At 73.2% G+C, this 25,739-nt stretch carries 25 protein-coding genes and 1 pseudogene; 19 read left to right on the forward strand and 7 right to left on the reverse strand.

The window, feature by feature from the left end:
• Positions 1 to 176 precede the first annotated feature (176 nt).
• Complete coding sequence (locus ACWCV9_RS08385; protein WP_450784887.1) at positions 177 to 1,130, forward strand: aminoglycoside phosphotransferase family protein; 954 nt, start codon at positions 177 to 179, stop codon at positions 1,128 to 1,130.
• A 1-nt stretch (position 1,131) separates the two neighbouring features.
• On the opposite strand, the gene ACWCV9_RS08390 is transcribed toward ACWCV9_RS08385, so the two are convergent.
• Positions 1,132 to 1,818 (reverse strand): gamma-glutamyl-gamma-aminobutyrate hydrolase family protein, encoded by a 687-nt coding sequence (locus ACWCV9_RS08390; RefSeq protein WP_450784888.1) that lies wholly within the window; start codon positions 1,816 to 1,818, stop codon positions 1,132 to 1,134.
• A gap of 52 nt (positions 1,819 to 1,870) precedes the next feature.
• Entirely contained in the window at positions 1,871 to 2,632 is a 762-nt protein-coding gene (locus ACWCV9_RS08395) for a FadR/GntR family transcriptional regulator (RefSeq protein WP_450784889.1), read from the reverse strand.
• A 95-nt stretch (positions 2,633 to 2,727) separates the two neighbouring features.
• Here ACWCV9_RS08395 and ACWCV9_RS08400 point away from each other — a divergent pair, with 95 nt between their 5' ends.
• The 3 genes from ACWCV9_RS08400 (at position 2,728) to ACWCV9_RS08410 (ending at position 6,347) form a co-directional block, all read left to right on the forward strand.
• Positions 2,728 to 4,086, forward strand: a complete 1,359-nt coding sequence (locus ACWCV9_RS08400) for a glutamine synthetase family protein (protein ID WP_450784891.1) — start codon at positions 2,728 to 2,730, stop codon at positions 4,084 to 4,086.
• Positions 4,087 to 4,194: 108 nt separating this feature from the next.
• Positions 4,195 to 5,568 (forward strand): aldehyde dehydrogenase family protein, encoded by a 1,374-nt coding sequence (locus ACWCV9_RS08405; protein ID WP_450784893.1) that lies wholly within the window; start codon positions 4,195 to 4,197, stop codon positions 5,566 to 5,568.
• The gene (locus ACWCV9_RS08410) at positions 5,565 to 6,347 is read left to right on the forward strand and encodes a 3-oxoacyl-ACP reductase (protein WP_385844507.1); all 783 of its coding nucleotides are present in this window, start codon (positions 5,565 to 5,567) and stop codon (positions 6,345 to 6,347) included. The genes ACWCV9_RS08405 and ACWCV9_RS08410 overlap by 4 nt, the downstream gene beginning before the upstream one ends.
• An 8-nt stretch (positions 6,348 to 6,355) precedes the next feature.
• On the opposite strand, the gene ACWCV9_RS08415 is transcribed toward ACWCV9_RS08410, so the two are convergent.
• The gene (locus tag ACWCV9_RS08415; protein WP_450784895.1) at positions 6,356 to 7,558 is read right to left on the reverse strand and encodes an amino acid deaminase/aldolase; all 1,203 of its coding nucleotides are present in this window, start codon (positions 7,556 to 7,558) and stop codon (positions 6,356 to 6,358) included.
• Between the two features lie 1,295 nt (positions 7,559 to 8,853).
• On the opposite strand from ACWCV9_RS08415, the gene ACWCV9_RS08420 reads away from it, so the two are divergent.
• The gene (locus ACWCV9_RS08420; protein WP_450784897.1) at positions 8,854 to 9,651 is read left to right on the forward strand and encodes a hypothetical protein; all 798 of its coding nucleotides are present in this window, start codon (positions 8,854 to 8,856) and stop codon (positions 9,649 to 9,651) included.
• Positions 9,648 to 10,811, forward strand: a complete 1,164-nt coding sequence (gene mycP, locus ACWCV9_RS08425) for a type VII secretion-associated serine protease mycosin (protein WP_450784899.1) — start codon at positions 9,648 to 9,650, stop codon at positions 10,809 to 10,811. Before ACWCV9_RS08420 ends, mycP begins: the two co-directional genes overlap by 4 nt.
• Before the next feature lie 69 nt (positions 10,812 to 10,880).
• On the opposite strand, the gene ACWCV9_RS08430 is transcribed toward mycP, so the two are convergent.
• Entirely contained in the window at positions 10,881 to 12,062 is a 1,182-nt protein-coding gene (locus ACWCV9_RS08430; RefSeq protein WP_450784900.1) for an alpha/beta hydrolase family protein, read from the reverse strand.
• A gap of 162 nt (positions 12,063 to 12,224) precedes the next feature.
• Between ACWCV9_RS08430 and ACWCV9_RS08435 the strand changes: the two genes are divergently transcribed.
• Positions 12,225 to 12,956: an SseB family protein gene (locus ACWCV9_RS08435; protein ID WP_450784902.1), complete on the forward strand. Its 732-nt coding sequence runs from the start codon at positions 12,225 to 12,227 to the stop codon at positions 12,954 to 12,956.
• Between the two features lie 3 nt (positions 12,957 to 12,959).
• Here ACWCV9_RS08435 and ACWCV9_RS08440 read toward each other — a convergent pair whose 3' ends face one another.
• On the reverse strand, positions 12,960 to 13,334 hold the full coding sequence (locus ACWCV9_RS08440) for a DUF1844 domain-containing protein (RefSeq protein ID WP_385844501.1): 375 nt from the start codon (positions 13,332 to 13,334) through the stop codon (positions 12,960 to 12,962).
• Positions 13,335 to 13,688: 354 nt separating this feature from the next.
• Here ACWCV9_RS08440 and infC point away from each other — a divergent pair, with 354 nt between their 5' ends.
• The 10 genes from infC (at position 13,689) to ACWCV9_RS08490 (ending at position 24,417) form a co-directional block, all read left to right on the forward strand.
• A complete protein-coding gene (gene infC, locus ACWCV9_RS08445; RefSeq protein WP_413954511.1) occupies positions 13,689 to 14,351 on the forward strand; it encodes a translation initiation factor IF-3 in 663 nt (220 codons plus the stop codon).
• Between the two features lie 124 nt (positions 14,352 to 14,475).
• Entirely contained in the window at positions 14,476 to 14,670 is a 195-nt protein-coding gene (gene rpmI / locus ACWCV9_RS08450; RefSeq protein ID WP_004933563.1) for a 50S ribosomal protein L35, read from the forward strand.
• Positions 14,671 to 14,767: 97 nt separating this feature from the next.
• On the forward strand, positions 14,768 to 15,151 hold the full coding sequence (gene rplT / locus ACWCV9_RS08455) for a 50S ribosomal protein L20 (protein ID WP_003989074.1): 384 nt from the start codon (positions 14,768 to 14,770) through the stop codon (positions 15,149 to 15,151).
• Between the two features lie 123 nt (positions 15,152 to 15,274).
• Positions 15,275 to 16,138 (forward strand): TrmH family RNA methyltransferase, encoded by an 864-nt coding sequence (locus ACWCV9_RS08460; RefSeq protein WP_450784905.1) that lies wholly within the window; start codon positions 15,275 to 15,277, stop codon positions 16,136 to 16,138.
• Positions 16,139 to 16,188: 50 nt separating this feature from the next.
• Entirely contained in the window at positions 16,189 to 17,343 is a 1,155-nt protein-coding gene (locus ACWCV9_RS08465) for an ATP-binding protein (RefSeq protein ID WP_450784907.1), read from the forward strand.
• A gap of 159 nt (positions 17,344 to 17,502) precedes the next feature.
• On the forward strand, positions 17,503 to 18,624 hold the full coding sequence (gene pheS, locus ACWCV9_RS08470) for a phenylalanine--tRNA ligase subunit alpha (RefSeq protein ID WP_450784909.1): 1,122 nt from the start codon (positions 17,503 to 17,505) through the stop codon (positions 18,622 to 18,624).
• Positions 18,624 to 21,137, forward strand: coding sequence for a phenylalanine--tRNA ligase subunit beta (gene pheT, locus ACWCV9_RS08475; RefSeq protein ID WP_450784911.1), 2,514 nt, complete (start codon positions 18,624 to 18,626; stop codon positions 21,135 to 21,137). The genes pheS and pheT overlap by 1 nt, the downstream gene beginning before the upstream one ends.
• A gap of 141 nt (positions 21,138 to 21,278) precedes the next feature.
• On the forward strand, positions 21,279 to 22,373 hold the full coding sequence (locus ACWCV9_RS08480) for a PP2C family protein-serine/threonine phosphatase (protein ID WP_450784913.1): 1,095 nt from the start codon (positions 21,279 to 21,281) through the stop codon (positions 22,371 to 22,373).
• 101 nt (positions 22,374 to 22,474) lie between these two features.
• On the forward strand, positions 22,475 to 23,815 hold the full coding sequence (locus tag ACWCV9_RS08485; protein WP_450784915.1) for a transcriptional regulator: 1,341 nt from the start codon (positions 22,475 to 22,477) through the stop codon (positions 23,813 to 23,815).
• A gap of 65 nt (positions 23,816 to 23,880) precedes the next feature.
• Positions 23,881 to 24,417 carry an NUDIX hydrolase gene (locus ACWCV9_RS08490; RefSeq protein WP_385844495.1) on the forward strand — a complete coding sequence of 179 codons (537 nt, stop codon included), beginning with the start codon at positions 23,881 to 23,883 and terminating at the stop codon, positions 24,415 to 24,417.
• Here ACWCV9_RS08490 and ACWCV9_RS08495 read toward each other — a convergent pair.
• On the reverse strand, positions 24,414 to 24,671 hold the full coding sequence (locus ACWCV9_RS08495) for a hypothetical protein (RefSeq protein ID WP_450784916.1): 258 nt from the start codon (positions 24,669 to 24,671) through the stop codon (positions 24,414 to 24,416). The two genes, ACWCV9_RS08490 and ACWCV9_RS08495, sit on opposite strands and share 4 nt — an antisense overlap.
• A gap of 195 nt (positions 24,672 to 24,866) precedes the next feature.
• Positions 24,867 to 24,980, reverse strand: a pseudogene (locus tag ACWCV9_RS08500) (3-hydroxyacyl-CoA dehydrogenase family protein); the annotation flags it as partial.
• Positions 24,981 to 24,989: 9 nt separating this feature from the next.
• On the opposite strand from ACWCV9_RS08500, the gene ACWCV9_RS08505 reads away from it, so the two are divergent.
• Together ACWCV9_RS08505 and ACWCV9_RS08510 are read left to right on the forward strand one after the other, a co-directional pair.
• The gene (locus ACWCV9_RS08505) at positions 24,990 to 25,151 is read left to right on the forward strand and encodes a hypothetical protein (protein ID WP_450784918.1); all 162 of its coding nucleotides are present in this window, start codon (positions 24,990 to 24,992) and stop codon (positions 25,149 to 25,151) included.
• A gap of 5 nt (positions 25,152 to 25,156) precedes the next feature.
• A complete protein-coding gene (locus ACWCV9_RS08510) occupies positions 25,157 to 25,279 on the forward strand; it encodes a hypothetical protein (RefSeq protein WP_450784919.1) in 123 nt (40 codons plus the stop codon).
• Positions 25,280 to 25,739 lie beyond the last annotated feature (460 nt).

Consider the following 25,739-nt stretch of genomic DNA (forward strand, 5'->3'; position numbering starts at 1 on the left):
GGGCAGGTAGTGGCGGCGGCGCGATGGTCGTGCAGGCGGCCGCAACTCCGGCAGGGGCGCGGGGAACTGCGCGACCAGCCCACCAGGACCCGCACTCGGAAGATCGCCGTACGTTTCTCGGCGCGCCCCCGAAAATCCCTGGTCAGCCGATCAACCGACCCGGCACCATAAGCCGCATGACCACCACCGCCCCGCCCGCCGCAGGCGTCCGCGCCCCCTGGGAAGACCTCCCCAAAGCCGTGCAGGACGCCGTGGGCACCCTGCTCGGGGCGCCCGTCGTCCACGCCGAAACCCAGCGTGGCGGCTTCTCGCCCGGCGTCGCCGCCCGGCTCCGCACCGCCGCCGGAGGCACCGGCTTCGTCAAGGCGGTGAGCGCCGAGACCAACCCGCACAGCCCCGCCCTGCACCGCCTGGAGGCCCGGAACGCCGCCGCGCTCCCGGCCACCGTGCCCGCGCCCCGGCTGCTCGGCACCTACGACGACGGCACCTGGGTGGCGCTGGTCTTCGAGGAGGTCGCCGGACGCCAGCCGCACGTGCCCTGGCGGCCGGAGGAACTGGACCGCGTGCTGGACGCCGTGGCCGTGCTCGGCCGCAGCGGCACGCCGTGTCCGATCGACGTCCCGCCCGTCGCGGAAGAGCTGGCCGACACCTTCAACGGCTGGCGCCGGCTGCTGGACGGCGAGGCCGGTGACGTCCGCGGCCCGCTCGGCGACTGGGTCGCCGACCACCTGGCCGACCTCGCCGCGCTGGAGGCCGGGTGGGCCGAGGGCGCCTCGGGGGACACCCTCGCCCACGCCGACCTGCGCGCGGACAACGTGCTGCTCACGGCCGACGGCGGCGTCGTCTTCGTGGACTGGCCGCACGCCCTGCGCGCCGCCCCCTGGTTCGATCTGCTCGTCCTGCTGCCCTGTGTGCGGGCGCAGGGCGGACCGGACCCGGAGGAGGTGTTCACCGCGCATCCGCTGGGCCGGGACGCGGACCGCGACGCCGTGACCGCCGCCCTGGCCGGGCTCACCGGCTACTTCCTGAGCAGCGCGCTGAAGCCGGCCCCGCCCGGCCTGCCCACCCTGCGCCCCTTCCAGCGCGCCCAGGGCGAGGCGGCCCTCGCCTGGCTGCGTCGGCGGCTCTGACTCAGGACGCGGCGGCGATCAGCGCCCGCATCACCCGCAGGTCCTCGCCCATCTCCGGATGCCACTGCACCCCCAGCGCCCAGCCCCGCCCGGCCGGCAGCTCGATCGCCTCGACCGTGCCGTCCGCCGCATGGGCCGAGGGGACCAGGCCCTCGCCGAGCCGGTCCACGGCCTGGTGGTGATAGGTCGGCACGGCCGTCTCCTCGGGGACGGCGGCGGCGTACCGGGTGCCCGGCACCGGCTTGACCGGGTGGCTGCCGAACGCGCCGACCACCTCGGCGTGTCCGTCCAGGTGTTGCACGAGCGTGCCGCCGAGCGCGACGTTCAGCAGCTGCATGCCCCGGCAGATCCCCAGCACCGGGGTGCCCGCGGCCAGCGCGGCCTCGATCAGGGCCAGCTCCCAGGCGTCGCGGGCGGGGGCGGGCGGGCCGGTGCGGGGGTCGCGCTCGGCGCCGTACCGGGACGGGTCCACGTCCGGCCCGCCCGCGATCACCAGCCCGTCGAGCCGGGCCACGGCCGCGGCGGCCCGCTCCGGCTCGTCCGGCGGCAGCAGCGCGGCCAGCCCCCCGGCCCGCTGCACCAGCCGGTGGTAGCCGGCCGGCAGCAGCGCCGCCTCCAGCTCCCACACGCCCCAGCGGGCCCCCGCCTCCAGATAGGTGCTCACACCGATCAACGGCCGTCCGGTCACGCCGCCCTCCCAGTCATCCAAAGGTGCACGGCCATACCTTTGCAGAGCGGGCTTACGCGAGGAAGCCCCGCAGCAGGGCCGCCGTGCCCGCGCAGTGCTCGCGCATCATCTCCCGCGCGCCGTCCGCGTCCCCGTCCAGCACCGCCTCCACCAGCGCGGTGTGCTGCCGCTGCGAGTGCTCCAGGTTGCGCACCAGCAGCGGGATGCAGTCCAGCAGGTCGTTTACCGAGGCCCGGACCGCCGCGTACTGCGCGGTCAGGGACGGCGAACCGCACAGCTCGGCGAGGGTGAGGTGCAGCAGGGTGTCCGCCCGCCGGTAGTCCCCGAGCGGCGCCTCGTGCGTCCGGTCCAGCGCCTCGCGGAGCCGGTCCGCCTGCTCCGCGGTCAGGCCGTGCGCCGCGCACAGCCCGGCCGCGCCGACCTCCAGCACCTCGCGGAAGCGCAGCACGTCCTCGATGTCGACCGCGGCGATCCGGCGGCGCAGCTCGTCCTCGCCGCCCGCGTCCGGGCGCGGCAGCACGAACGTGCCGCCGTACCGACCGCGCCGCGCCTCGACCAGGCCCTGGTCGTGGAGGACCTTCAGCACCTCGCGCAGCGTCACCCGGCTGATCCCGAGCCGCTCCGCCAGCTCCCGCTCGGCCGGCAGCCGCTCGCCGCCCGGCACCAGCCCGAGCCGCACCACCTGGAGTATCTGCTCCAGCGCCTCCTCGAAGCCGTTGCCCGCCCGCACCGGTCGCAGCACCGGAGCGAGCCGGTCGCCGCCGCCCGGTGCGCGCCCGTCCCGCGCCTCCTGTGCGTCCGTCTCCCACGACATCCGCCGCACCCCCTTCCCAAGCAATGGTTCTGAGCAATACCTTATGGCTCCCGGCCCGGCCGAAGAAGCGCGAAGGCGCCGAAGGAGGCTCTCCCGTGGCAGACCGCACACCCCCGCTCAGCGTCGAGGAACTGCACGCCCTTGTCGCGGGCGGTGAGATCGACACTGTCGTCCTGGCCTTCCCCGATATGCAAGGGCGCCTCCAGGGCAAGCGGTTCGCCGCCCGCTTCTTCCTCGACGAGGTCCTGCACCACGGCACCGAGGGCTGCAACTACCTGCTCGCCGTCGACACCGAGATGAACACCGTCGACGGCTATGCGATGTCCTCCTGGGACCGCGGCTACGGCGACTTCGCCATGCGCCCCGACCTGGCCACCCTGCGCCGCATCCCCTGGCACCCCGGCACCGCCCTGCTCCTCGCCGACCTCGCCTGGAACGACGGCTCCCCGGTCGGTGCCGCGCCCCGCCAGATCCTGCGCCGCCAGCTCGACCGCCTCGCCGAGCTGGGCTACACCGCCCAGGTCGGCACCGAGCTGGAGTTCATCGTCTTCAAGGACAGCTACGAACAGGCCTGGGACGCCGGTTACCGCGGCCTCACCCCCGCCAACCAGTACAACATCGACTACTCCATCCTCGGCACCGGCCGCATCGAACCGCTGCTGCGCCGGCTGCGCAACGACATGGCCGGCGCCGGCCTCACCGTCGAGTCCGCCAAGGGGGAGTGCAACCCCGGCCAGCACGAGATCGCCTTCCGCTACGACGAGGCCCTCGTCACCTGCGACCAGCACGCCCTGTACAAGACCGGCGCGAAGGAGATCGCCGCCCAGGAGGGCGTGTCGATCACCTTCATGGCCAAGTACAACGAGCGTGAGGGCAACTCCTGCCACATCCATCTCTCGCTCACCGACGCCGACGGTGCCAACGTGATGGCCGGGCCCGACGGGATGAGCGACGTCATGCGGCACTTCCTCGCCGGACAGCTCGCCGCCCTGCGGGACTTCTCCCTCCTCTACGCCCCCAACATCAACTCCTACAAGCGGTTCCAGCCCGGCTCCTTCGCACCCACCGCCGTCGCCTGGGGCCACGACAACCGCACCTGCGCGCTGCGCGTGGTCGGCCACGGGCGCTCCCTGCGCTTCGAGAACCGCCTCCCCGGCGGGGACGTCAACCCCTACCTCGCCGTCGCCGGACTGGTCGCCGCCGGCCTGTACGGCATCGAGCAGCGGCTCGAACTCCCCGAGCCCTGCCCCGGCAACGCCTACGCCGCCGACTTCGCCCACGTCCCGACGACCCTGCGCGAGGCCGCCGAACTCTGGGAGACCAGCCCGATCGCCAAGGCCGCCTTCGGCGACGAGGTCGTGGCCCACTACCGCAACATGGCCCGCGTCGAGCTGGAGGCCTTCGACGCCGCGGTCACCGACTGGGAGCTGCGCCGCTCCTTCGAACGCCTGTGAGCGCCGCGCCCGCCGACGCCCGTGAAACGCCGACGCCCGTGAAGAGCGCACGCCCGTGAAACGCCCACGCCCGCCCGTGAAAAGCGCACGCCCGTGAAAGGTCCCCACGTGTCCGACCCGCACGAGCTGACAGTCCTCAACCCCGCCACCGAAGAGGTCGTCGCCACCGTCCCCGCCGCCACCGCCGAGGACATCCACACCGCCGTCGTACGGGCCGCCCGCGCCCAGACCCGGTGGGCCGCCCTCCCGGCCGCCGACCGGGCCCGGCTGCTGCGCCGCTTCGCGGACGCCGTCGACACCCACCTCGAAGAACTCGCCCAGCTGGAGGTCCGCGAGGCCGGCCACACCGTCGGCAACGCCCGCTGGGAGGCCGGCAACGCCCGCGACCTGCTCCTCTACGCGGCCGGTGGCGCCGAACGCCTCCTCGGCAAGCAGATCCCTGCCCCCGGCGGCTGGAACGTCACCTTCCAGGAACCCCTCGGCGTCATCGGCGTCATCGCCCCCTGGAACTTCCCCATGCCCATCGCCGCCTGGGGCTCCTTCCCGGCGCTCGCCGCCGGCAACGCGGTCGTCCTGAAACCCGCCGAGACCACCCCGCTCACCGCGCTCCGCCTCGCCGAACTCGCCCTGGACGCAGGCCTGCCCGAGCACCTCTTCCAGGTGCTGCCGGGACACGGCCACACCGCCGGACGCGCCCTGGTGGACCACCCCGACATCGCCAAGATCGTGTTCACCGGCTCCACCCGCACCGGCCGCGAGGTCATGGAGCGCTGCGCGGCACTCGTCAAACCGGTCACCCTCGAACTCGGCGGCAAGAGCCCCAACATCGTCTTCGCCGACGCCGACCTCAAGGCCGCCCTCGACCCCTTCTCCTTCCTGGACAACTCCGGCCAGGACTGCTGCGCCCGCACCCGCGTCCTGGTCCAGGAGGCCGTACTGGAGGAGGCCCGGGACTTCCTCGCCGACGCGCTGGCCGCCGTGGTGGTCGGCGACCCGGCCGACGAACGCACCCAGATGGGCCCGCTGATCTCCCGTCAGCAGCTCGACCGGGTACGGTCCCACGTCCCCGACGACGCCCCCGCGCTGCGCGGCAGCGCCCCCGACGGACCCGGCTTCTGGTTCCCGCCGACCGTGCTCACCGGGGAGCGGCACGACAGCGCGGCGGCGCGCGAGGAGATCTTCGGCCCCGTCGCCGTCCTGCTCCCCTTCACCGACGAGGAGGACGCGATCCGCCTCGCCAACGACACCCCCTACGGGTTGTCCGGCTCGATCTGGACCCGGGACGTCGGCCGTGCGCTGCGCGTGTCCCAGTCCGTCCGCGCGGGCAATCTGTCCGTGAACTCCCACTCCAGCGTCCGCTACTGGACCCCGTTCGGCGGCTACAAGCAGTCCGGTCTCGGCCGTGAGCTGGGCCCCGACGCCCTGACCGCCTTCACCGAAACCAAGAACGTCTTCATCAGCACGGAGGGCCCCGCACAGTGACCGCAGAAACTGTTTGCCGCCGCCTGGTCGGCCGTACCGCCGTCGTCACCGGAGCCGGCAGCGGCATCGGCCTCGCCACCGCCCGCCGCCTCGCCTCCGAGGGCGCCCATGTCGTCTGCGCGGACGTCGACGAGGCCCGCGGCAAGGCCGTGGCCGACGAGGTCGGCGGGCTCTTCGTGAAGACCGACGTCACCGACCCCGAGCAGGTCGAGGCGCTGTTCCGGACGGCGTACGACACCTACGGCAGCGTCGACGTCGCCTTCAACAACGCCGGGATCTCCCCGCCCGACGACGACTCCATCCTGGAGACCGGCCTGGAGGCCTGGAAGCGCGTCCAGGAGGTCAACCTCACCTCCGTCTACCTGTGCTGCAAGGCCGCCATCCCCTACATGCGCCGCCAGGGCAAGGGCTCCATCATCAACACCGCGTCCTTCGTGGCGCGGATGGGCGCGGCCACCTCGCAGATCTCGTACACCGCGTCCAAGGGCGGCGTCCTCGCCATGTCCCGGGAACTCGGCGTGCAGTTCGCCCGGGAGGGCATCCGGGTCAACGCGCTGTGCCCGGGCCCGGTCAACACCCCGCTGCTCCAGGAGCTGTTCGCGAAGGACCCGGAGCGGGCCGCCCGCCGTCTCGTGCACATCCCGGTCGGCCGGTTCGCCGAGGCGGAGGAGATCGCCGCCGCCGTCGCCTTCCTGGCCAGCGACGACTCCTCCTTCGTCAACGCCACCGACTTCCTGGTGGACGGCGGCATCGCGGGCGCGTACGTCACGCCCCTGTAGGGGGCGGGTCAGAGGAAGGTGCGCCCCTCGCCCCGGTAGGTGGGCACGGTCGCCGTGACCGTGTCCCCCGCCACCAGGTGCAGCGCCTCGAACCGCTCGCACAGCTCGCCCGCCTTGGCGTGCCGGAACCACACCTTGTCGCCGATCAGCAGATCGTCGGCGGGCGAGCCGAGCAGCGGGGTCTGCACCTCGCCCGGCCCCTCCTGCGGGTCGTACGCCAGTCCCTCCGGCAGATACGGCACCGGCAGCCGGTCCCGGCCGGCGGCGCCGGAGGCCGGATAGCCGCCGCCGAGCACGGTGACCACCCCGACGCCCGGCCGGCGCACCACCGGCTGCGCGAACAGAGCGGCCGGACGGCCACTGAACGACGTGTAGTTGTCGAACAGCCGCGGCACATACAGCCCCGAACCCGCCGCGATCTCCGTCACGGCGTCCTCGGCGGCCGTGTGCTGCACACTGCCCGTGCCGCCGCCGTTCACGAACTCCAGGTCCGGTACGACGGCGCGCACCGCGCGCACCACCGCGGCCCGCCGCTCGGCCAGCTCCCGCCGGGCCGCCGCCTGCATCAGCCGGACGGCCCGGGACCTGAGAGGCCGCCCCGACACCGCGTCCCCGACCCCGGCGATATGCCCCTCGTACGCCATGATCCCCACCAGCCGGAACCCCGGCCGGCGGGCCACCGACCGGGCCAGCTCGGCCAGTTGGCCGGGGGAGTGCAGCGGAGAGCGCCGTGCGCCGACCCGTATCCGGCCGCCCAGCAGCTTCAGCGAGGTGTCCAACTCCAGGCAGACCCGCACCACTTCACGGCCGCCGTCCCGCGCGGCCTCGATGAGGTCCAGCTGCGCCACGTCGTCCACCATCACGGTGACGGCACGGGCGAGCTTGGGATCGGCGGCCAGTTCGGCGAATCCGGTGCGATCGGCGGACGGGTAGGCCAGCAGGATGTCGTCGAACCCGGACCGGGCCAGCCACAGCGACTCGGCGAGCGTGAACGACATGATCCCCCGGAAGCCGTCCCTTTCCAGGACGCGCTCCAGCAGGGCCCGGCAGCGTACGGACTTGCTGGCGACCCGGATCGGCTTCCCGGCGGCGCGGCGCACGAGATCGGCCGCGTTGGCGTCGAAGGCGTCCAGGTCCACGATCGCGAGAGGGGCGTCGAGATGGGCGGTGGCCCGGTCGTAACGGGCCCGGTCGGCGGCGCGCGCAGTCATGACGGAAGCCTGCCAGAGAGGATTACCGCAGGGTAGGGGGACGTTCCGGGCAGATGCCCCGGTGCCGTGGACCGGGTTCCTTCCCGGGCCCCGGCAACCCGTAGAGTGACGCGCACGTACGACGGAACGCCCCGGAGCACCATCTGAACCGGGATGCCGGTCCGGCCGTACGGGTATGCGTGCCCGGGAGGAGTCTGCGCGCCGGGCGCGGCCGAGGAGCAGTGACGGCCCGCGTACGAGAGACGGCCCGGGCACGAGGAAGCGGGGGGTGCATGAGCACGGAAGCGCGCCACGCCCCCGTACCGCCGCGCCCCTCGACCCCGCCGCCCGTCCCCGCCGCCCCACCCCGCCCCACCACCCCACCCCGGGTGGACGACGACCCCGACGAGCCCTCGGTCTTCACCCCCCGCACCCTGCGCACCGCCTCCGAACGCCGCGCCGACCGGCCGGCCCCGGGCCGGCGGGTGCCGCCCTTCGGTGCGGACCGCTCCGCGGATACCGCCGGTCACCCGAGCAGTCCGCGGCCCGCGGTTCCCGCCACGGCCGAGCCGGCGAGCCCGCCCCCACCGCCCGCCTCGGCCCGCTTCCCGGACACCCCGCCGCGCACCGGCCGCCCGGCGCGCAGGGACGCCACCGGTCAGGCCGGCGGCCGGCCGGCTTCCGCGGCTGCGCCTGGTGGCGTGGGTGGTGGCCGGCCGACGTCCGGTGCGCCGGCCGGCGGGCATGGGGCTTCTACGGCCAGCCCCGGCAGGGCGCCTGCCGGACATCCGGCCTCTCCGTCCACCCCCGGCGCTCCGGCCGGCGGCCGGTCGGCTTCCGCGGCTGCGCCCGGTGGCCCGGGCGGTGGACCGTCGGCGTCGGGCGCTGCGCCTGCGCCTGCGGCTCCGGCCGGCCGAGGGCAGGCCCCCGCAGGTGCCCCGGGCGCCGGCGGTCGACCGGTGGCCGCCGCTGCCCCCGGCACTCCGGCAGCCGGCCACCGCGCTTCTGCGGCCACCTTTGGTGCTTCGGCCGACGGACGGTCCGCTTCCGCGGCTGCGTCCGGCGGTCCGGGCGAGGGACAGCCGGCGTCCGGGGCTGCCCCCGGCACTCCGGCAAGCCGTCACCCGGCGGCCTCTGCTGCGGCTGCCCCCGGTGCTTCGGCAAGTCGTCACCCGGCCTCTGCTGCGGCTGCCCCCGGCACTCCGGCAAGTCGTCACCCGGCCTCTGCTTCGAGCGTCCCGGGTGAGGCCTGGAGTCCCCTGGTGGGGCCGGATCCGGCGTTCGCCTGGAGTGCCGGGCGGGCCGATCGGCCCGTCGTGGGGTTCGCCGAGCCCGAGAGGTTTCGGGAGCGGCCGCGGGCCCGGGTCGCGGCCCGTACCGCCGTGGCCGCCGTATGCCTGATGCTCGGGCTCGGACTCGTCGGCGGGGCCGCGGCCGGGACCTGGCTCACCGAGGACGGCGCGGACGACACCGCCGGCACCGGCTTCGCCGCCGCCGCTCCGCTCTGGCACAGCGTGCCCGTCGACCAGCTCTTCCCGCCCACCGTCCAGGGCCCGGGCGCCGGACCCGGCGGCGCCGACCGCACCTGGACCCGGATCGCCGTCGCCCCGGACAGCGGCTGCACCGGCGCCTTCGACCCGCTGCTGTCCAAGGTGGTGGCCCCCCTCGGCTGCGGCCGGCTGCTGCGCGCCACCTACACCGACGCCACCCAGACCTATGTCACCACCGTCGGCCTGCTGTTCACCAAGGCTGACCCCGCCGCCATGTCCGCGCTCGCCACCCGCTTCCGCCGCGAGCACCTGGACCGGCGCGCCGACCTGATGCCCCGGCCGTACGCCGCGAAGGGCACCGCGGCGGCCGGGTTCGGCGACGGCCAACGCGCGTCCTGGACCATCTCCGTGCTCACCGACGCCCCCGTCGTCGCCTACGCCGTCTCCGGCTGGGCCGACGGCCGTACCGTCGACACCCCGCAGCCCGCCGCGGACGCCCTCCGGGCCGGCGCCACCACGGCGCAGGCCCAGGCCGGCCTGGGCAACGAGGCCCAGGGCCTGGCCGACCGCATCGAACGCCGGCTGCGCCAGACCGTGCGCGCGGCCACGGAGAAGCCCTCATGACGCACGCCCGCGCCGCCGCGCTGAGCCTGCTGCTCGCCGGCGCCCTCGCCCTGCTGCCCTCCACCGCCCGGGCCGACGCCATCCGCGCCCAGGAGTGGGGCCTGTCCGCGCTCCACCTGGACCAGGCCTGGCGGACCACCAAGGGCCGGGGAGTCACCGTCGCCGTCCTGGACACCGGGGTCGAGGCCGGCCACCCGGACCTGGCCGGGAACGTCCTGCCCGCCAAGGACATGATCGGCTTCGGTGCCCGGCAGGGCGACCGCACCTGGGCCCGGCACGGCACCGCCATGGCCGGCATCATCGCCGGACACGGTCACGGCCCCGGCCACACCGACGGGGTGACGGGGGTCGCCCCGGAGGCGAAGATCCTGCCCGTACGGGTCATCCTGGAGGACGGCGACCCGGCCCGCGCCAAGGCCCGTACCGCCCGGGGCGACGCCCTCGCCGACGGCATCCGCTGGGCCGCCGACCACGGCGCCGACGTCATCAACCTCTCCCTCGGCGACGACTCCGCCTCCGCGCACCCCGAGCCCAGTGAGGACGAGGCCGTGCAGTACGCCCTGAAGAAGGGGGTGGTCGTCGTCGCCTCCGCGGGCAACGGCGGCGACAAGGGCGACCACGTCTCCTACCCGGCCGCCTATCCGGGGGTCATCGCCGCCACCGCCGTCGACCGCTACGGCACCCGCGCCACCTTCTCCACCCGCCGCTGGTACTCCGCGGTCAGCGCGCCGGGCGTCGACGTCGTCATCGCCGACCCCGATCACAAGTACTACGTGGGCTGGGGCACCTCCGCCGCCTCCGCCTTCGTCTCCGGCGCGGCCGCGCTGATCAGGTCCGCCCACCCCGAGCTGAGCCCGGCCCAGATCAAGACGCTGCTGGAGAAGACCGCCCGGGACGCGCCGGCCGGCGGCCGGGACGACTCCCGCGGCTTCGGCATGATCGACCCGGCCGCGGCGCTGAAGGCGGCCGACCGGATCAAGCCGCAGGCCCTGAGCGCCCCGGCGTACCACAGGACGTACTTCGGCACCGGCCCGGACGCCCCCAAGGCCACCCCCACCGCCACCGACTGGGCCGGCCCGCTGGCCGGCAGCGTCGGCGGGGTGCTCCTGGTGGCCGGCGGCGTGCTGTGGCGCGGCCGCAGGCAGCCGGAGACCGGCTGAGCGCCCAGGGCCTCTCTTTCGGATCTTGCCGGCATCGAAAGAGAAGCTCTAGCGGCCGCGCCGCTGCCGCTATCCGGCGATGTACCCGATCTCCGGGTAGCGCGCCGACGCCCCGCGCAGCAGCCGCCCGGTGTCCGGCCGGCCGCACAGCTGGAGGTCGAAGAAGGCCCGCAGCACGGCCCGCACGGCGGCCACCGCCCTCTCCGCGGGGATCGTGCCCACCTCCAGCCCCTGCCGGACCGGCGCGGGCAGCTGCGGTGCGACGGCCACGAGGTCGGTGAAGGAGAGGTGCCCGGCGTCCGCGAGCCGCAGACAGCGCCGCCAGCCGCGCAGGTTCCGCCAGAACTCGGGCCAGAACGGGTCCTTCTCCAGCCCGTCGTGGACCGCCGTGTCCATCAGCAGGAACGGCCGGTCCAGCCCGCGCCCGACCACCGGTCCGAACACCGTGCCGTCCAGGTCGGCGCCGGCGCGCACCCGGTCGTCCAGGTCCATGACGGCCGCCGCCGCGGCACCGCCCCGGGAATGACCGAAGGCGCCCACCCGGGCGAGGTCGAGGGTGCCGCGCAGTCCGCGGGGGAGCGGGCGCCGCCCGGCGTCGGGGTTGCCGCCCCGGTCCAGGACCGCCAGACAGTCCAGCACGAACCGCAGATCGGCGGCGCGCACCGCGACCGCGGCCGCGGGGTCCTCGGTCCCGTCGTTGCGGGTGACCACCACCCGGCCGTCGGGGAACTCCACCTCGCCGGAGTCGTACGGGTGGTCGACGGTGACCACCACATGGCCCCACGACACCAGTTCCTCGACCACCAGCGTGTTGAAGGTGCGGTCCGAGCCGGCACCCGGCGAGTACAGCAGCACCGGCCGGCGGCCCGGGCGGGCCGGGGCGCCGTCCGCCGTGTGCGTCGAGGGCAGCGCGTAGCCGTCCAGCGCACCCCCGTACCGGGCCTTCAGCGCCTGCGCGGCACCGGCGGGCAGCCAGGGCAGCAGCGGGCGGTCCCGGACGTCGGCCGCCGGATAGGCGAGGGTCGCCATCAGCTCGCGCGGCCCGCCCGACCAGGGGTCGGTCCGCGCCCGGTCGACCAGGTGCAGCTCCACCGCGCCGACGGGCGCGGGCCCGGTCGGTCCGGCCAGGGTGATGGGGACGAGACCGGCCGCCGACGCGGGCGCGGGCAGGGACAGCGGGACGGCGGCGGCGACCACGGCGCCGAGGCCCCCGGCCAGGAGGGTACGGCGAGTCGGGCGTACGGGAGGCACTGCGCTCCTTCCGCGGCCGGACCCCGGGCCCTCACGGAGGACTCCGTGCCGTCCGGCCTGCTCTGCGTCAACTTCCGTGGAGCCTAGATCATTTGACCGGGGTGGTGCCCTTCGCCCGGGTGGCCCGCGGCACCGCAGCCGACGGCCTATAGGGTCGGGACCGTGGCGAACAAGAACATTCCCGACTCCGGCTTCTCCGACGACGATGGCTCCGCCGACCCTCGGCTGAGCGCCGCGCTCGCCGCCTGGGCCGAGGACCGCGGCGCCCTGGGCCCGGTGCTGGAGGCGCTGAAGGGCGCCCGGCTGCTCGTCCCGGTCGTCGCCGTGCTCGGCGAGGTCGAGGAGGACGAGAACGGCTTGCGCCGCGAGAAGACCAGCGACATGGCCGTACCCACCCTGAAGGCCGGCGGCCGGGTCGCGCTGCCCGCGTTCACCTCCACCGACTCGCTGGCCCGCTGGGACCCGGCGGCCCGGCCCGTCGCCGTACCGCTGCACCAGGCGCTCCAGGCGGCCGCCCACGAGAAGGCCGACACGATCGTGCTGGACATGGCCGGACCGGTGCCGTTCGAGCTGACCGGCCCGGTGCTGCTCGCCCTCGCCGAGGGCCGCACCAGCACCGACCCGCTCACCGACCCGGCCGTGCTCGAGGCGGTGCGTGCGGCGGTGGCGGCGGAGCCGGCCGTGCTCCGCGCCCACCTCGGGCCCGGGCAGGCCGACGGCACCCTGGCCCTGGTCCTGGACCCGGCCGCGGCGCCCGCCCCGGCCGCCCGCGCGGTCGCCGAGCGGCTCGCGGCCGACGAAACGCTGAGGGCCCGCCTGGTGCGCGGCCTCGACCTGGCACTGCTGCCGGCCGGAACCACGCCCCCGGGCGAGCCCTTGTACGTCCGTGGATAGTGCTCAGCGGGCCTGGCCGTAGACCGGGCCGGTGTACTTCTCGCCCGGCCCCTGGCCCGGCTCGTCCGGGACCAGCGACGCCTCGCGGAACGCCAGCTGGAGCGACTTCAGGCCGTCGCGCAGCGGGGCCGCGTGGAAGGAGCTGACCTCGGTCGCGCTCGCGTCCAGCAGGCCGGCGAGTGCGCTGATCAGCTTGCGGGCCTCGTCCAGGTCCTTGTACTGCTCGCCCTCCTCGCTCAGCCCGAGCTTCACGGCGGCGGCGCTCATCAGGTTGACGGCGACCGTCACGATCACTTCGACGGCGGGGACCTCGGCGATGTCGCGGGTCATCGCGTCGAAGTCGGGATTCCCGGGGTTCTCAGGAGGGGTCTCACTCATGCCCCACACCCTAAGCGGTTCCGGGTTACGCCTTTCCGATTAGGCCTTGTCAAGCGGATCCTGTAGTCTGATTGACGACCGGCCGGACATGCCCTGTGCGAACAGAGCGCCCGGCCCACAAGTGGAGGCTCCGATCTCCCACCCGACCGTCCTCCGGGATGGCGGGTCACCCGGTCAGGCGGCCACCATCGTTCCGTACGGACGATGGAGCCGCCCGATAGCGCCCCGCGGTCTCCGCGGCGGTGCTCCGGTTGTTGTTGGAGCCCCGCCTGTGATCGTCCGGGGCATTTTTTCTGCGCCGGCGCGGTTAGGTCTAACGAACACAGACGTTACGCGGCTGTCCGCCAGACCGCCGTGTGGTGCTACCGAGGAGGATCCATCAGCGCCGAGCCCCGCATCAACGACCGGATTCGCGTTCCCGAGGTGCGACTTGTCGGTCCCAGTGGCGAGCAGGTCGGCATCGTGCCGCTCGCGAAGGCACTGGAGCTTGCTCAGGAGTACGACCTCGACCTGGTCGAGGTAGCGGCGAACGCCCGTCCGCCCGTGTGCAAGCTCATGGACTACGGGAAGTTCAAGTACGAGTCGGCCATGAAGGCCCGTGAGGCGCGCAAGAACCAGGCGCACACGGTCATCAAGGAGATGAAGCTCCGGCCGAAGATCGACCCGCACGACTATGACACCAAGAAGGGTCACGTCGTCCGGTTCCTCAAGCAGGGCGACAAGGTCAAGATCACGATCATGTTCCGTGGTCGCGAGCAGTCCCGGCCCGAGCTGGGCTACCGACTGCTCCAGCGCCTCGCGGAGGACGTCCAGGACCTCGGTTTCGTGGAGTCGAACCCGAAGCAGGACGGCCGCAACATGATCATGGTCCTCGGTCCGCACAAGAAGAAGACCGAGGCGATGGCCGAGGCCCGCCAGGCGCAGGAGGCCCGCAAGGCCGAAGCGAAGGCGAACCCCGGCAAGTCGCAGAACCCTGCCGAGGCTCAGGCACCGTCCGAGGAGCCCGCCGAGGCGTGATCCCCGGGGGAGGTACGACCTCGTACGTCCCCGTGGATGTAACCGAAAGATCAGAGCGACGCTCCACCGTGCCCGGTTTCACGACCGGGCACCGGAGCGCCACCGACGAGGAGAGAACGGCGCTATGCCGAAGAACAAGTCGCACAGCGGTGCCAGCAAGCGCTTCAAGGTCACCGGCTCCGGCAAGGTGCTCCGTGAGCGCGCCGGCAAGCGCCACCTGCTCGAGCACAAGTCGTCCCGCGTCACGCGTCGCCTCACCGGCAACGCCGAGATGGCCCCGGGCGACGCCGCGAAGATCAAGAAGCTTCTCGGCAAGTGACCTGCGGCGCCCTCTGAGCGCCGTACGTCTGGACCGGGACCGAATCGTTTCCGGGTCGTGTGAAGACCACCACGACCCCGCTACAAGGAGTTAACAAGTGGCACGCGTCAAGCGGGCAGTCAACGCCCACAAGAAGCGCCGGGCGATCCTCGAGCAGGCCTCCGGCTACCGCGGTCAGCGTTCGCGCCTGTACCGCAAGGCCAAGGAGCAGGTCACCCACTCGCTGGTCTACAACTACAACGACCGCAAGAAGCGCAAGGGCGACTTCCGTCAGCTGTGGATCCAGCGCATCAACGCCGCTGCCCGCGCCAACGGCATGACCTACAACCGCTTCATCCAGGGTCTGAAGGCTGCCAACGTCGAGGTCGACCGCAAGATCCTCGCCGAGCTGGCGGTCAACGACGCCGGTGCGTTCGCCGCGCTGGTCGAGGTGGCCCAGAAGGCGCTGCCGTCGGACGTCAACGCCCCCAAGGCCGCGTGACGCCGCTCCGGCTCTGAGCCGACGCTCACTTCGGGACCCGCAGGCTGTGATGGCTTGCGGGTCCTGCTGTTGCCGCCCGCCGTCCCCGCCGCCGTCGACACTCTCCTGAAGGTGAAGAAGAGGATGCCCCCCGCCACCCCCGAGCTGATCTCCCCCCGTTCCGCGCGCGTCCAGGCCGCCCGGCGGCTCGCCAAGCGGAACTTCCGGGGCAAGGACCGGCTGTTCCTCGCGGAGGGACCGCAGGCCGTGCGGGAGGCCGCCGGGCACCGGGGCGCGGACGGCACGGCGACCCTCGTCGAACTGTTCGCCACGGTCGAGGCGGCGGAGCGGTACGCCGACATCGTCGGCGCGGCCCGGGACGCCGACGCCCGCGTGCACCTCGCCTCCGAGGACGTCATCGCCGACATCTCCACCACCGTCACCCCGCAGGGCCTGGTCGGCGTCTGCCGCTTCCTGGACACCCCCTTCGAGGAGATCCTCGCCGCCCGGCCCGCACTGGTCGCCGTGCTCGCCAACGTCCGCGACCCGGGCAACGCCGGCACCGTGCTGCGCTGCGCCGACGCCGCCGGCGCCGAGGCCGTGGTGCTCACCGACGCCTCCGTCGACCTGTACAACCCCAAGGCCGTACGCGCCTCCGTCGGCTCGCACTTCCATCTGCCCGTCGCCGTCGGCGTCCCCGTCGAGCGGGCCGTCCAGGGGCTGAAGGACGCCGGAGTGCGCATCCTCGCCGCCGACGGGGCCGGCGACCGCGACCTGGACCAGGAGCTGGACAAGGGCACCATGGGCGGGCCGACCGCCTGGGTCTTCGGCAACGAGGCCTGGGGGCTGCCGGAGGAGACCCGCGCCCTCGCCGACGCCGTCGTCCGGGTGCCCATCCACGGCAAGGCGGAGAGCCTGAACCTGGCCACGGCCGCCGCCGTATGTCTGTATGCGTCAGCCCGTGCGCAGCGCGCCTCCGGAGGGTGCCGCTCCGTCACCCACAGCTAGTAGGGTGACCAGCTCGGGGCCCTGCGCCGTCTGAGAGGTGGGGTACGGGGATGAGTGTGGCCGGCAGGAGCACCGCGCCGGAGGAACGGGACGCGCCGGACACGGCCGTGCCCGGGTACGGCGACCCCGTGGAGTGCGACCCCGACCAGCTGCCCGACGGCCTCGTCGTCGCCGACGCGCGCGGCCGGGTCGTCTGCTTCAACCGCGCCGCCGCCCGCATCACCGCCCTGCCCGCCGCCGACGCCCTCGGGCAGCCGCTGGAGAAGGCGCTGCCGCTCGAGGACCTGGAGGGGCGGCGCTGGTGGCAGCTCACCGACCCCTACGGCGGGCTCGCGATCCGCACCCGGCAGCCGGAGCGCAATCTGCTGCTGCCGGGCGGCAGGGAGGTGCTGGTCACCGCGCGGTACGTGCGCGACGAGCCGCTCGGGCCGGTGCGCCGGGTCGTCGTCTCCCTGCGCGACACCGAGGCCCGCCGGCGCACCGAGCGCAGCCACGCCGAGCTGATCGCCACCGTCGCCCACGAGCTGCGCTCCCCGCTGACCTCGGTGAAGGGCTTCACCGCCACCCTGCTCGCCAAGTGGAACCGCTTCACCGACGACCAGAAGCGGCTGATGCTGGAGACCGTCGACGCCGACGCGGACCGGGTCACCCGGCTCATCGCCGAGCTGCTCGACATCTCGCGGATCGACTCCGGGCGGCTCGAGGTGCGCCGGCAGCCGGTGGACATCGGGGCCGCCGTCTCCCGGCACATCCAGGCCTATGTCGCCGCCGGGCAACCCGCCGACCGCTTCCTGCTCCGCATCGAGCAGCCGCTGCCCGACCTGTGGGCCGATCCCGACAAGGTCGACCAGGTGCTCAGCAACCTCATCGAAAATGCCGTGCGGCACGGCGAGGGAACCGTCACCATTGACGTCACGCCCACCGCATCCCCGCGCGAGGGCGAGGAAACCGGCACATCCGTCACCGTGAGCGACGAGGGGCCCGGCATCCCGGAGGAGTCCATGAACCGCGTCTTCACTCGCTTCTGGCGAGGCAGCAAGCGCGGTGGCACCGGCCTCGGGCTGTACATCGTCAAGGGCATCGTGGAGGCCCACGGCGGTACGATCACGGTCGGCCGCACCGCGGCCGGCGGCGCCGAGTTCCGATTTACGTTGCCCGTGGCGGCCCCGGCCTTTGTATCGGAGGGGGCGCGCAGCGTCGTATAGGGCGGTGGTGGGTGACGGGCGGGCCTGAGCGCCCCCGCGGGCGCATTCGTCTGTCTCCACCCCGTTAGACTCGGCCTTTGGCACCTTTGTGTCCTTCACACGGCCCGCTACGCCGGTCACCGGGGACCATCCGCCAGCTATTCGGAAGCACGGGAAGAGATGTCGGCACCCAATAAGTCGTACGACCCTGTCGAGGTCGAGGCGTTGAAACCGGAAGAGATCGAGCGCATGCGGGACGAGGCGCTCGCCGCCTTCGCCGCCGCGGACTCCCTCGACGCGCTCCACGAGGCCAAGGTCGCCCACACCGGCCCGGCCTCCCCGCTGGCCCTCGCCAACCGGGAGATCGGCGCCCTGCCCCCGCACGCCAAGGCCGAGGCCGGCAAGCGCGTCGGCATGGCCCGCGGCGCCGTGAACAAGGCGCTCGCCGCCCGCCAGGTGGAACTGGAGGCCGAGCGGGACGCCCGCGTGCTGGTCGAGGAGGACGTCGACGTCACGCTGCCGTACGACCGCGTCCCGGCCGGTGCCCGGCACCCGCTCACCACGCTGTCCGAGCGCATCGAGGACGTCTTCGTGGCCATGGGCTACGAGGTCGCCGAGGGCCCGCAGGTCGAGGCCGAGTGGTTCAACTTCGACGCCCTCAACATCGGCCCGGACCACCCGGCCCGCGGTGAGGCCGACACCTTCTTCGTGCAGGGCCCGCAGGGCGGCAGCGAGTCCGGTGTCGTGCTGCGCACCCACACCTCGCCGGTCCAGATCCGCTCGCTGCTCGACCGCGAGTTGCCGGTCTATGTGATCTGCCCCGGCCGCGTGTACCGCACCGACGAGCTGGACGCCACCCACACGCCCGTCTTCCACCAGGTCGAGCTGCTCGCCGTGGACGAGGGCCTGACCATGGCGGACCTCAAGGGCACCCTGGACCACATGGTCCAGTCGCTGTTCGGCGAGGGCATGAAGACCCGGCTGCGGCCGAACTTCTTCCCCTTCACCGAGCCGAGCGCCGAGATGGACATGCTCTGCTACGTCTGCAAGGGCGAGTCCGTCGGCAACCCCGACCGGCCCTGCCGCACCTGCTCCAGCGAGGGCTGGATCGAGCTGGGCGGCTGCGGCATGGTCAACCCGCGGGTGCTCACCGCCTGCGGCGTCGACCCGGAGAAGTACAGCGGCTTCGCCTTCGGGTTCGGCATCGAGCGGATGCTGATGTTCCGCCACAACGTCGAAGACATGCGAGACATGGTCGAGGGTGACGTCCGGTTCACTCGGCCGTTCGGGATGGAGATCTGATGCGGGTCCCGCTTTCTTGGCTGCGGGAGTACGTCGACCTGCCGGCGACGGAGACCGGGCGCGACGTCCAGGCCAAGCTCATTTCGGCCGGCCTGGAGGTCGAGACCGTCGAACAGCTCGGCGCGGACCTGACCGGTCCGCTCGTGGTCGGCCAGGTGCTGACCATCGAGGAGCTGACGGACTTCAAGAAGCCCATCCGCTTCTGCACCGTGGACGTCGCCCAGGCCAACGGCACCGGTGAGCCGCAGGAGATCATCTGCGGTGCCCGCAACTTCGCCGTCGGCGACAAGGTCGTCGTGGCGCTGCCCGGCGCCGTGCTGCCCGGCGACTTCCGGATCGCCGAGCGCAAGACGTACGGCCGGATGTCCCGCGGCATGATCTGCTCCAGCGACGAGCTGAACATGGGCGACGACGGCACCCACGGCATCATCGTGCTGCCGCCGGAGACCGAGGTCGGCAAGGACGCCGTCGAGCTGCTCGAGCTGGTCGACGAGGTCCTGGACATCGCCGTCACCGCCAACCGCGGCGACTGCCTGTCCATCCGCGGCGTCGCCCGCGAGACCGCCATCGCCTACGGCCTGCCGCTGCGCGACCCCGCCCTGATCGACGTACCGGCGCCGAACGCCTACGGCTACCCGGTCCAGGTCACCGACCCCTCCGGCTGTGACCGCTTCACCGCCCGCACGGTCACCGGGCTGCGCCCCGAGGCCCGCTCCCCGATCTGGCTCCAGCGCCGGCTCCAGAAGGTCGGCATGCGCCCGATCTCGCTCGCCGTCGACGTCACCAACTACGTGATGATGGAGCTGGGCCAGCCGCTGCACGCCTACGACCGCAGCCTGGTCCAGGGCACCATCGGGGTGCGCCGCGCCCAGGAGGGCGAGAAGCTCGTCACCCTGGACGGCGTCGAGCGCACGTTGCACGCCGAGGACCTGGTCATCACCGACGACCGCGGCCCCATCGGCCTCGCCGGGGTCATGGGCGGCGCCAACACCGAGATCGCCGACCACGAGGACGTCGAGAACGCCACGGCCGACGTGGTCATCGAGGCGGCCCACTTCGACGCCGTCGCGATCGCCCGTACCTCCCGCCGCCACAAGCTGATGTCGGAGGCGTCCCGCCGCTTCGAGCGCGGTGTCGACCCGCAGGCCGCCGCTGCCGCCGCGCAGCGCACCGTGGACCTGCTGGTCCTCCTCGCGGGCGGTACGGCGGAGGCCGGCGTCACCGAGATCATCGCGCCCTCGGCCCCGCACACCATCACCATCCCCGCGGACCACCCCGACCGGGTCGCGGGCGTGCACTACGGCCGCGAGACCGTCGTACGCCGTCTCCAGGAGGTCGGCTGCGACGTCTACGGGCAGGACGAGCTGATCGTCACCGTGCCGTCCTGGCGGCCCGACCTGGCCGACCCGAACGACCTCGCCGAAGAGGTCATCCGCCTCGAGGGCTACGAGAACCTGCCCTCCACGCTGCCCAAGCCGCCCTCCGGCCGCGGTCTGACCGCCCGCCAGCGGCTGCACCGCCGGGCCGGCCGGGCCCTGGCCGGCGCCGGCTATGTGGAGGCGCTGAACTACCCCTTCCTCGGCGAGCAGGTCTTCGACCAGCTCGGCCTGGACGCCGACGACCCGGCCCGCCGTGTCGTCAAGCTGGTCAACCCGCTCAGCGACGAGGAGCCCGCGCTCCGTACGACGCTGCTGCCGGGCCTGCTGGGTGCCCTGCGGCGCAACGACGGGCGCGGCTCGCACGACCTGGCCCTGTTCGAGACCGGTCTGGTCTTCCGCCCCCGGGCGGAGCACTCCGCCGCCACCCACCTGCCCGTCGACCGGCGTCCCACCGACGAGGAGATCGCCGCGCTGGACGCCGCGCTGCCGGAGCAGCCGCGGCACGTGGCCGTCGTCCTCGCCGGGGCCCGGGAGCAGGCCGGCTGGTGGGGCGAGGGCCGCCCGGCCGGCTGGGCCGACGCGATCGAGGCCGCGCGCGCCGTGGCCCGCGAGGCCGGCGCCGACCTGATCGTCCGCAAGGGCCAGTACGGCCCCTGGCACCCCGGCCGCTGCGCCGAGCTGGTGGTCGCCGCCGACGGCACGGAGCAGGTCATCGGGCACGCCGGCGAGCTGCACCCGCGGGTGGTCAAGGCCCTGGGCCTGCCCGAGCGCACCTGCGCGATGGAGCTGGACCTGGACCGACTGGAGGAGGCCGGCGAGGGCACCCCGCAGGCGCCGGGCATCTCCGCGTTCCCGGTCGCCACGCAGGACGTCGCCCTCGTGGTCGACCGGCCGGTCCCCTCGGCGGAGGTCGAGGCGGCGCTGCGTGCGGGCGCGGGTGAACTGCTGGAGTCCATCCGGCTGTTCGACGTGTACGAGAACGCCGAGCAGCTCGGCGAGGGCAAGAAGTCCCTCGCGTACGCGCTGCGGTTCCGGGCGCAGGACCGGACGCTGACGGTGGACGAGGCCTCGGCCGCGCGGGACGCGGCGGTCGCGCTCGCCGGCGAGCGCACGGGTGCCGTGCTCAGGGGCTGAGCCCCGCGCCTTCGGTATCACTCTTTTGAGTGGGAACTGTTGGTCACCTGGTCCTCCCGGGCCATGGCGTCGACAGAATCGGACCGGCCTTTCGGGGCCGGTCCGTCTGTCTTTCTGGGCCAGCATGGGGGAACCAGAGGCATGATCCGCATCAAGGCACGGGCGCCCACCGCGCGAGGAGCAGTGCTCCCCACCCTCTGGGGAGCCATGGCGGTCGGCTACAAGTTCGGCTGCCCGCTCGCCCAGCAGAACTCGCTCGGTGCGCGCATCGTCACCAGCGCGGTGTTCTTCGCGGTCGGTACCGGGCTCATATTCCATGTCCGGCGCGCGTTGCTGCGCGAACTCCGGCAGGTGCGCCGGGTGGCGCGGGCGGCGCAGGGCGTCGTGCTGCGGCCGCTGCCCCCGCGTCTCGACGGCCTGAACGTCGCCGCGGCCCAGCTCTCCGCGGACCGGGGCGCGAGCGTCGGCGGGGATCTGTACGAGGTGATCGCCACCGAGTACGGGGTCCGGGTGGTGATGGGCGATGTGCGGGGGCACGGGCTGGCCGCCCTCGGGACCGTCGCCGCCCTGCTCGGCAGTTTCCGCGAGGCCGCCCATGACGAACCCGAACTGGGCCGGGTGCTCGGCCGGTTGGAGCGCGCGCTGGCCCGGCATCTGCGGGAGCGGGCCCGGGCCGAACACCCCGCGCACTGTTCCGCCGACCCGGTCCACCCGGTCGCCGAGGAGTTCGTCACCGTCCTGCTCCTGGAGATCGGCGGCGACGGCGAGCTGCGCGCCCTCAACTGCGGTCATCCATGGCCGTACCGGATCAGCGGCACCAGCGTCGAACCGCTCCGCGGAGCCGAACCGCTGCCCCCGCTGGGGCCGTTCCCGCTGCCCGCCCAACTGGCCGCGGAACCCTGCGGCCGGCTGCTGCCCGGCGAGTCGCTGGTCCTCTTCACGGACGGCGCCGAGGAGGCCAGGGACTCCCGCGGCCGGTTCTTCTCGCTGCCCGCCATGCTGGAGGAGGTCGTACGCGACGGTCCGGTCTCGCCGCAGTCCGTGCTGCGCACCCTCTTCGCGGCTCTGCTGCACCACACGGCCGGCAGACCGTCGGACGACATCGCGCTCCTGGTGCTGCGCAACGACCGGACCGGCTCCGCGGCTGCGGGTGGCCAAGCCGCCGCTGTTCGAGGGGGAGCCGGCGGCTTGGCCGGTCTCTCGCGAGGCCCTCAGTCAACCGGTGGAACACCCTGAGCGACACCGTGCACACGCCCCGGATACGCGCACTCCGTTCACACCCCGTGTGAAGGGGGAGCCACTACGCTGACCGCACCAGGCAACTCGGGGGGCCACCCATGCAGCCCAACACTCTGCTCGACGCGATCCTGGACGAGGCGGGTATCTCGCACGCCGGTCTCGCCGCCCATGTCAACCAGGCCGGCCGGAGACGGGGCCTTGCGCTCCGGTACGAACACACCGCGGTCGCCCGCTGGTTGAAGGGGCAGCGGCCGCGCGGTCAGGTCCCCGACCTGATCTGCGAGGTGCTCGCCGCCCGGCTGCACCGCCCCGTCACCCTCGACGACATCGGTCTGGGCGTGCCCGGCGAGCCCGGCGCCCCGCACACCGGTTCGCTGAGCGGGTTCGTGGAGCGGGCCACCGCCCTGTGGCGGTCCGACGAGCAGCAGCGGGCGCATGTGCTGGGCGCCCCCGCCGTCACCGGCACCCCGGCCGTCATGCCGGTGTGGGAGTGGGAGAACCCGCCGGAGGACGTGGACGTCTCCCGCGGCGGCCGGAACCGGGTCACCACGGCCGACATCGAGATGCTGCGCGCCGCCCGGACGCACTACGAGCAGATGTACCGCAAGGCCGGCGGGATCGCGACCCGGACCCGGATCGTCGGCTTCCTGAACGCCGAGGCCGCGCCGCTGCTGCGCGGCAGCTACACCGACGCGACCGGCCGCCAACTGCACCGGGCCACCGGCGGGCTGGTGGCCATCGCGGGGATCTGCGCGTACGACTCCGACGCCCATGGACTCGCCCAGCGCTACTTCCACCAGGCGCTGCGGCTGGCAAAGGCCAGCGGGGACCGGGGACTCGGGGCGTATGTGATAGCGCTGCTGGTCAACCAGGCGCTGTTCCTGCGGGAGTACCGGCAGGCCGTCGCCTTCGCCGAGGCCGCGCTGCGCGCCGCCGGCCCGCACATCACCCCGGCGCTCGCCTCCGACCTGTACGCGATGCAGGCCAAGGCGTACGCCCATCTCGGCGACGGCGGCAGCGCCCTGTCCTGCATCCGGCGGGCGGAGACCGCCGCCGAGCGGATCCGGAGGGGACACGAGCCCGACGAGACCGGTTACGTCCAGCCGGGCCTGGTCAATGTGCAGGTGGCCGAGGCGCTGCTCAGCCTCGGCGAGCTGGCGGCGGCCCGGGAGCACGCGGCGGCGGCCGTGGACAACCCCGCGCACGACCGGGGGCGGGTGCACCGGCTCGCCATGCTCAGCACCATCGAACTGCGCCAGGGCAACGCCGACCGGGCGGTGGCGATCGCCCTTCAGATGGCCGAGCAGGCGCGCGGGATGGAGTCGCAGCGGCTGCGGGACCGGCTCCGCGCGGTGCGCGAACATCTGGTGCGCTGTGGCTCGGCCGGTACCGCCGAGGCCGCCGAACTCATCGACGGTGCGCTGAGGGTGCCCCTGTAGGACCACTGTGGGTACTCCGTCCCTGCTGCGATATTGCCACTTACTCGGCGGAAGGTGGCAGAACCGTGCAGTGGACGAAACAAAGCGAACAAACCGTGTATGAGAACCGCTGGTTCAGCGTCAACCTGGCGGATGTCGAGCTGCCCGACGGGCAGCACCTCGACCACTTCCTGATCCGGCTGCGGCCCGTGGCCGTGGCCACCGTGGTCAACGACGCCAACGAGGTGCTGCTGCTGTGGCGGCACCGCTTCATCACCGACAGCTGGGGGTGGGAACTGGCCGCGGGCGTCGTGGAGGACGGCGAGGACATCGCGAGCGCGGCAGCCCGGGAACTGGAGGAGGAGACCGGCTGGCGGCCGGGACCCCTGCACCACCTCATGACCGTGGAGCCGTCCAACGGCCTCACCGACGCCCGGCACCACATCTACTGGTCCGACCGGGGCGAGTACCTCGGACACCCCGTGGACGACTTCGAGTCGGACCGGCGGGAATGGGTGCCGCTCAAAGTCGTCCCCGACCTGATCGCCCGTGGGGAGGTCCCGGCCGCCAACATGGCGGCCGCGTTACTCCTCCTGCACCACCTCAGGCTCGCCCAGGACTAGCGCCCCAGGGCCTGCCAGGCGGTGACGACGAGTGCGCCCAGGGCCGTGAGCGCCGCGATCGAGGGCAGCGGCCAGCGTGCGTGTTCCAGCGAGATCATGCGGGCGTTCAGCTCGTCCAGTTCCTTGGCGGTCTCCTCGGTGCGGTGCCTGAGCAGGTCCAGCCCGCCCTCGACGCGGACACAGGCCACGTCGAGGCGGCGCCGTAACTCTGCGAGTTCTCCATGGACCACGGGATGCTCCGGATCGAGAGCCACGGGTCCACTCCCTTCGGTAGTCGAAATGGATGGTTCCGCTTCTCTTGCATGCGCATGAGAAGTCAACTCGCCTGGTGGACGCAGGGGGAGCGTGTGCGCGGTGCATATGCGTGCCCGGCGTGCACACGGGGTGTGAAACGCACGGGCCCGGCACCGTGGTGCGGTGCCGGGCCCGTAGCGCGTCGCTCTTCGTAATCAGGCGTAGGTGTAGAACCCCGACCCGGTCTTCCGCCCCAGCCGGCCCGCCTCGACCATGCGCTGGAGCAGCGGGGGAGCGGCGTAGAGCGGCTCCTTGTACTCGGGGTACACGTTGTCAGTGTGCATGGCGACGAGGCCGCGCTTGCCCGCCCCGGGCATGAGGGTGAGACCGGCGAGGTCCGGATCCCGCTGTCGCTGTTCTGCGTGGACTCGCACCTGCGCGACGCCGACCTCGTCCTCGTGCGGCCCGACGGCGAACAGTGGCCGGAGGTCAAGCAGTGACCAGTATGGACGAACTGCACGAGGGCGAAACGGAAGAGACAGGCGACCTCTTCAGTGACGGCCAGGACCAGAGCGGCGGCCTGCTCGTGCACCTGCTCCAGGACCGCGAGCAAGCCGTGGCAGCCTGATTGGTGCGCTCTTCGCTGCGGTTCGCGTGAGCGCCGATCTGGTGCACGCGGCGGCCGGCGCAAGCGACGCCGAGAAGGTCAGCGAATACCTCGCCGAAGCACTGTTTGGCGGGCTGCCTTCCTCGACCAGCACAACGCCGCTCCTACGGGCTCGTACCGGCGAGCCCAGCGAACCGGGCGGAGTGGCACACCGGCGCCACGCGCCGTACGCCGAGTGCCTCGGCCGTGACTCCTGCGTCGGTGTACCCCGGCCGGATATCGACGCGCCTGATCGGCATCTCAGCTACTGGTGTACCGATGGGTGGGCCGGGCGCCCTGGCGACGCCGAAGCCGTGTCGCAACATGCCTCCTACGGGCGACACCCGCTCAGTGTTGAACTGAGCGGGTCGCTCCCTTCGGCTTTGAGGCCATCAAGGCAGCCTGTCATCGGGTGTTGCGGGACATTACCCCGTTCGAGTGA

Source organism: Streptomyces sp. NPDC001606 (genome assembly GCF_053596835.1).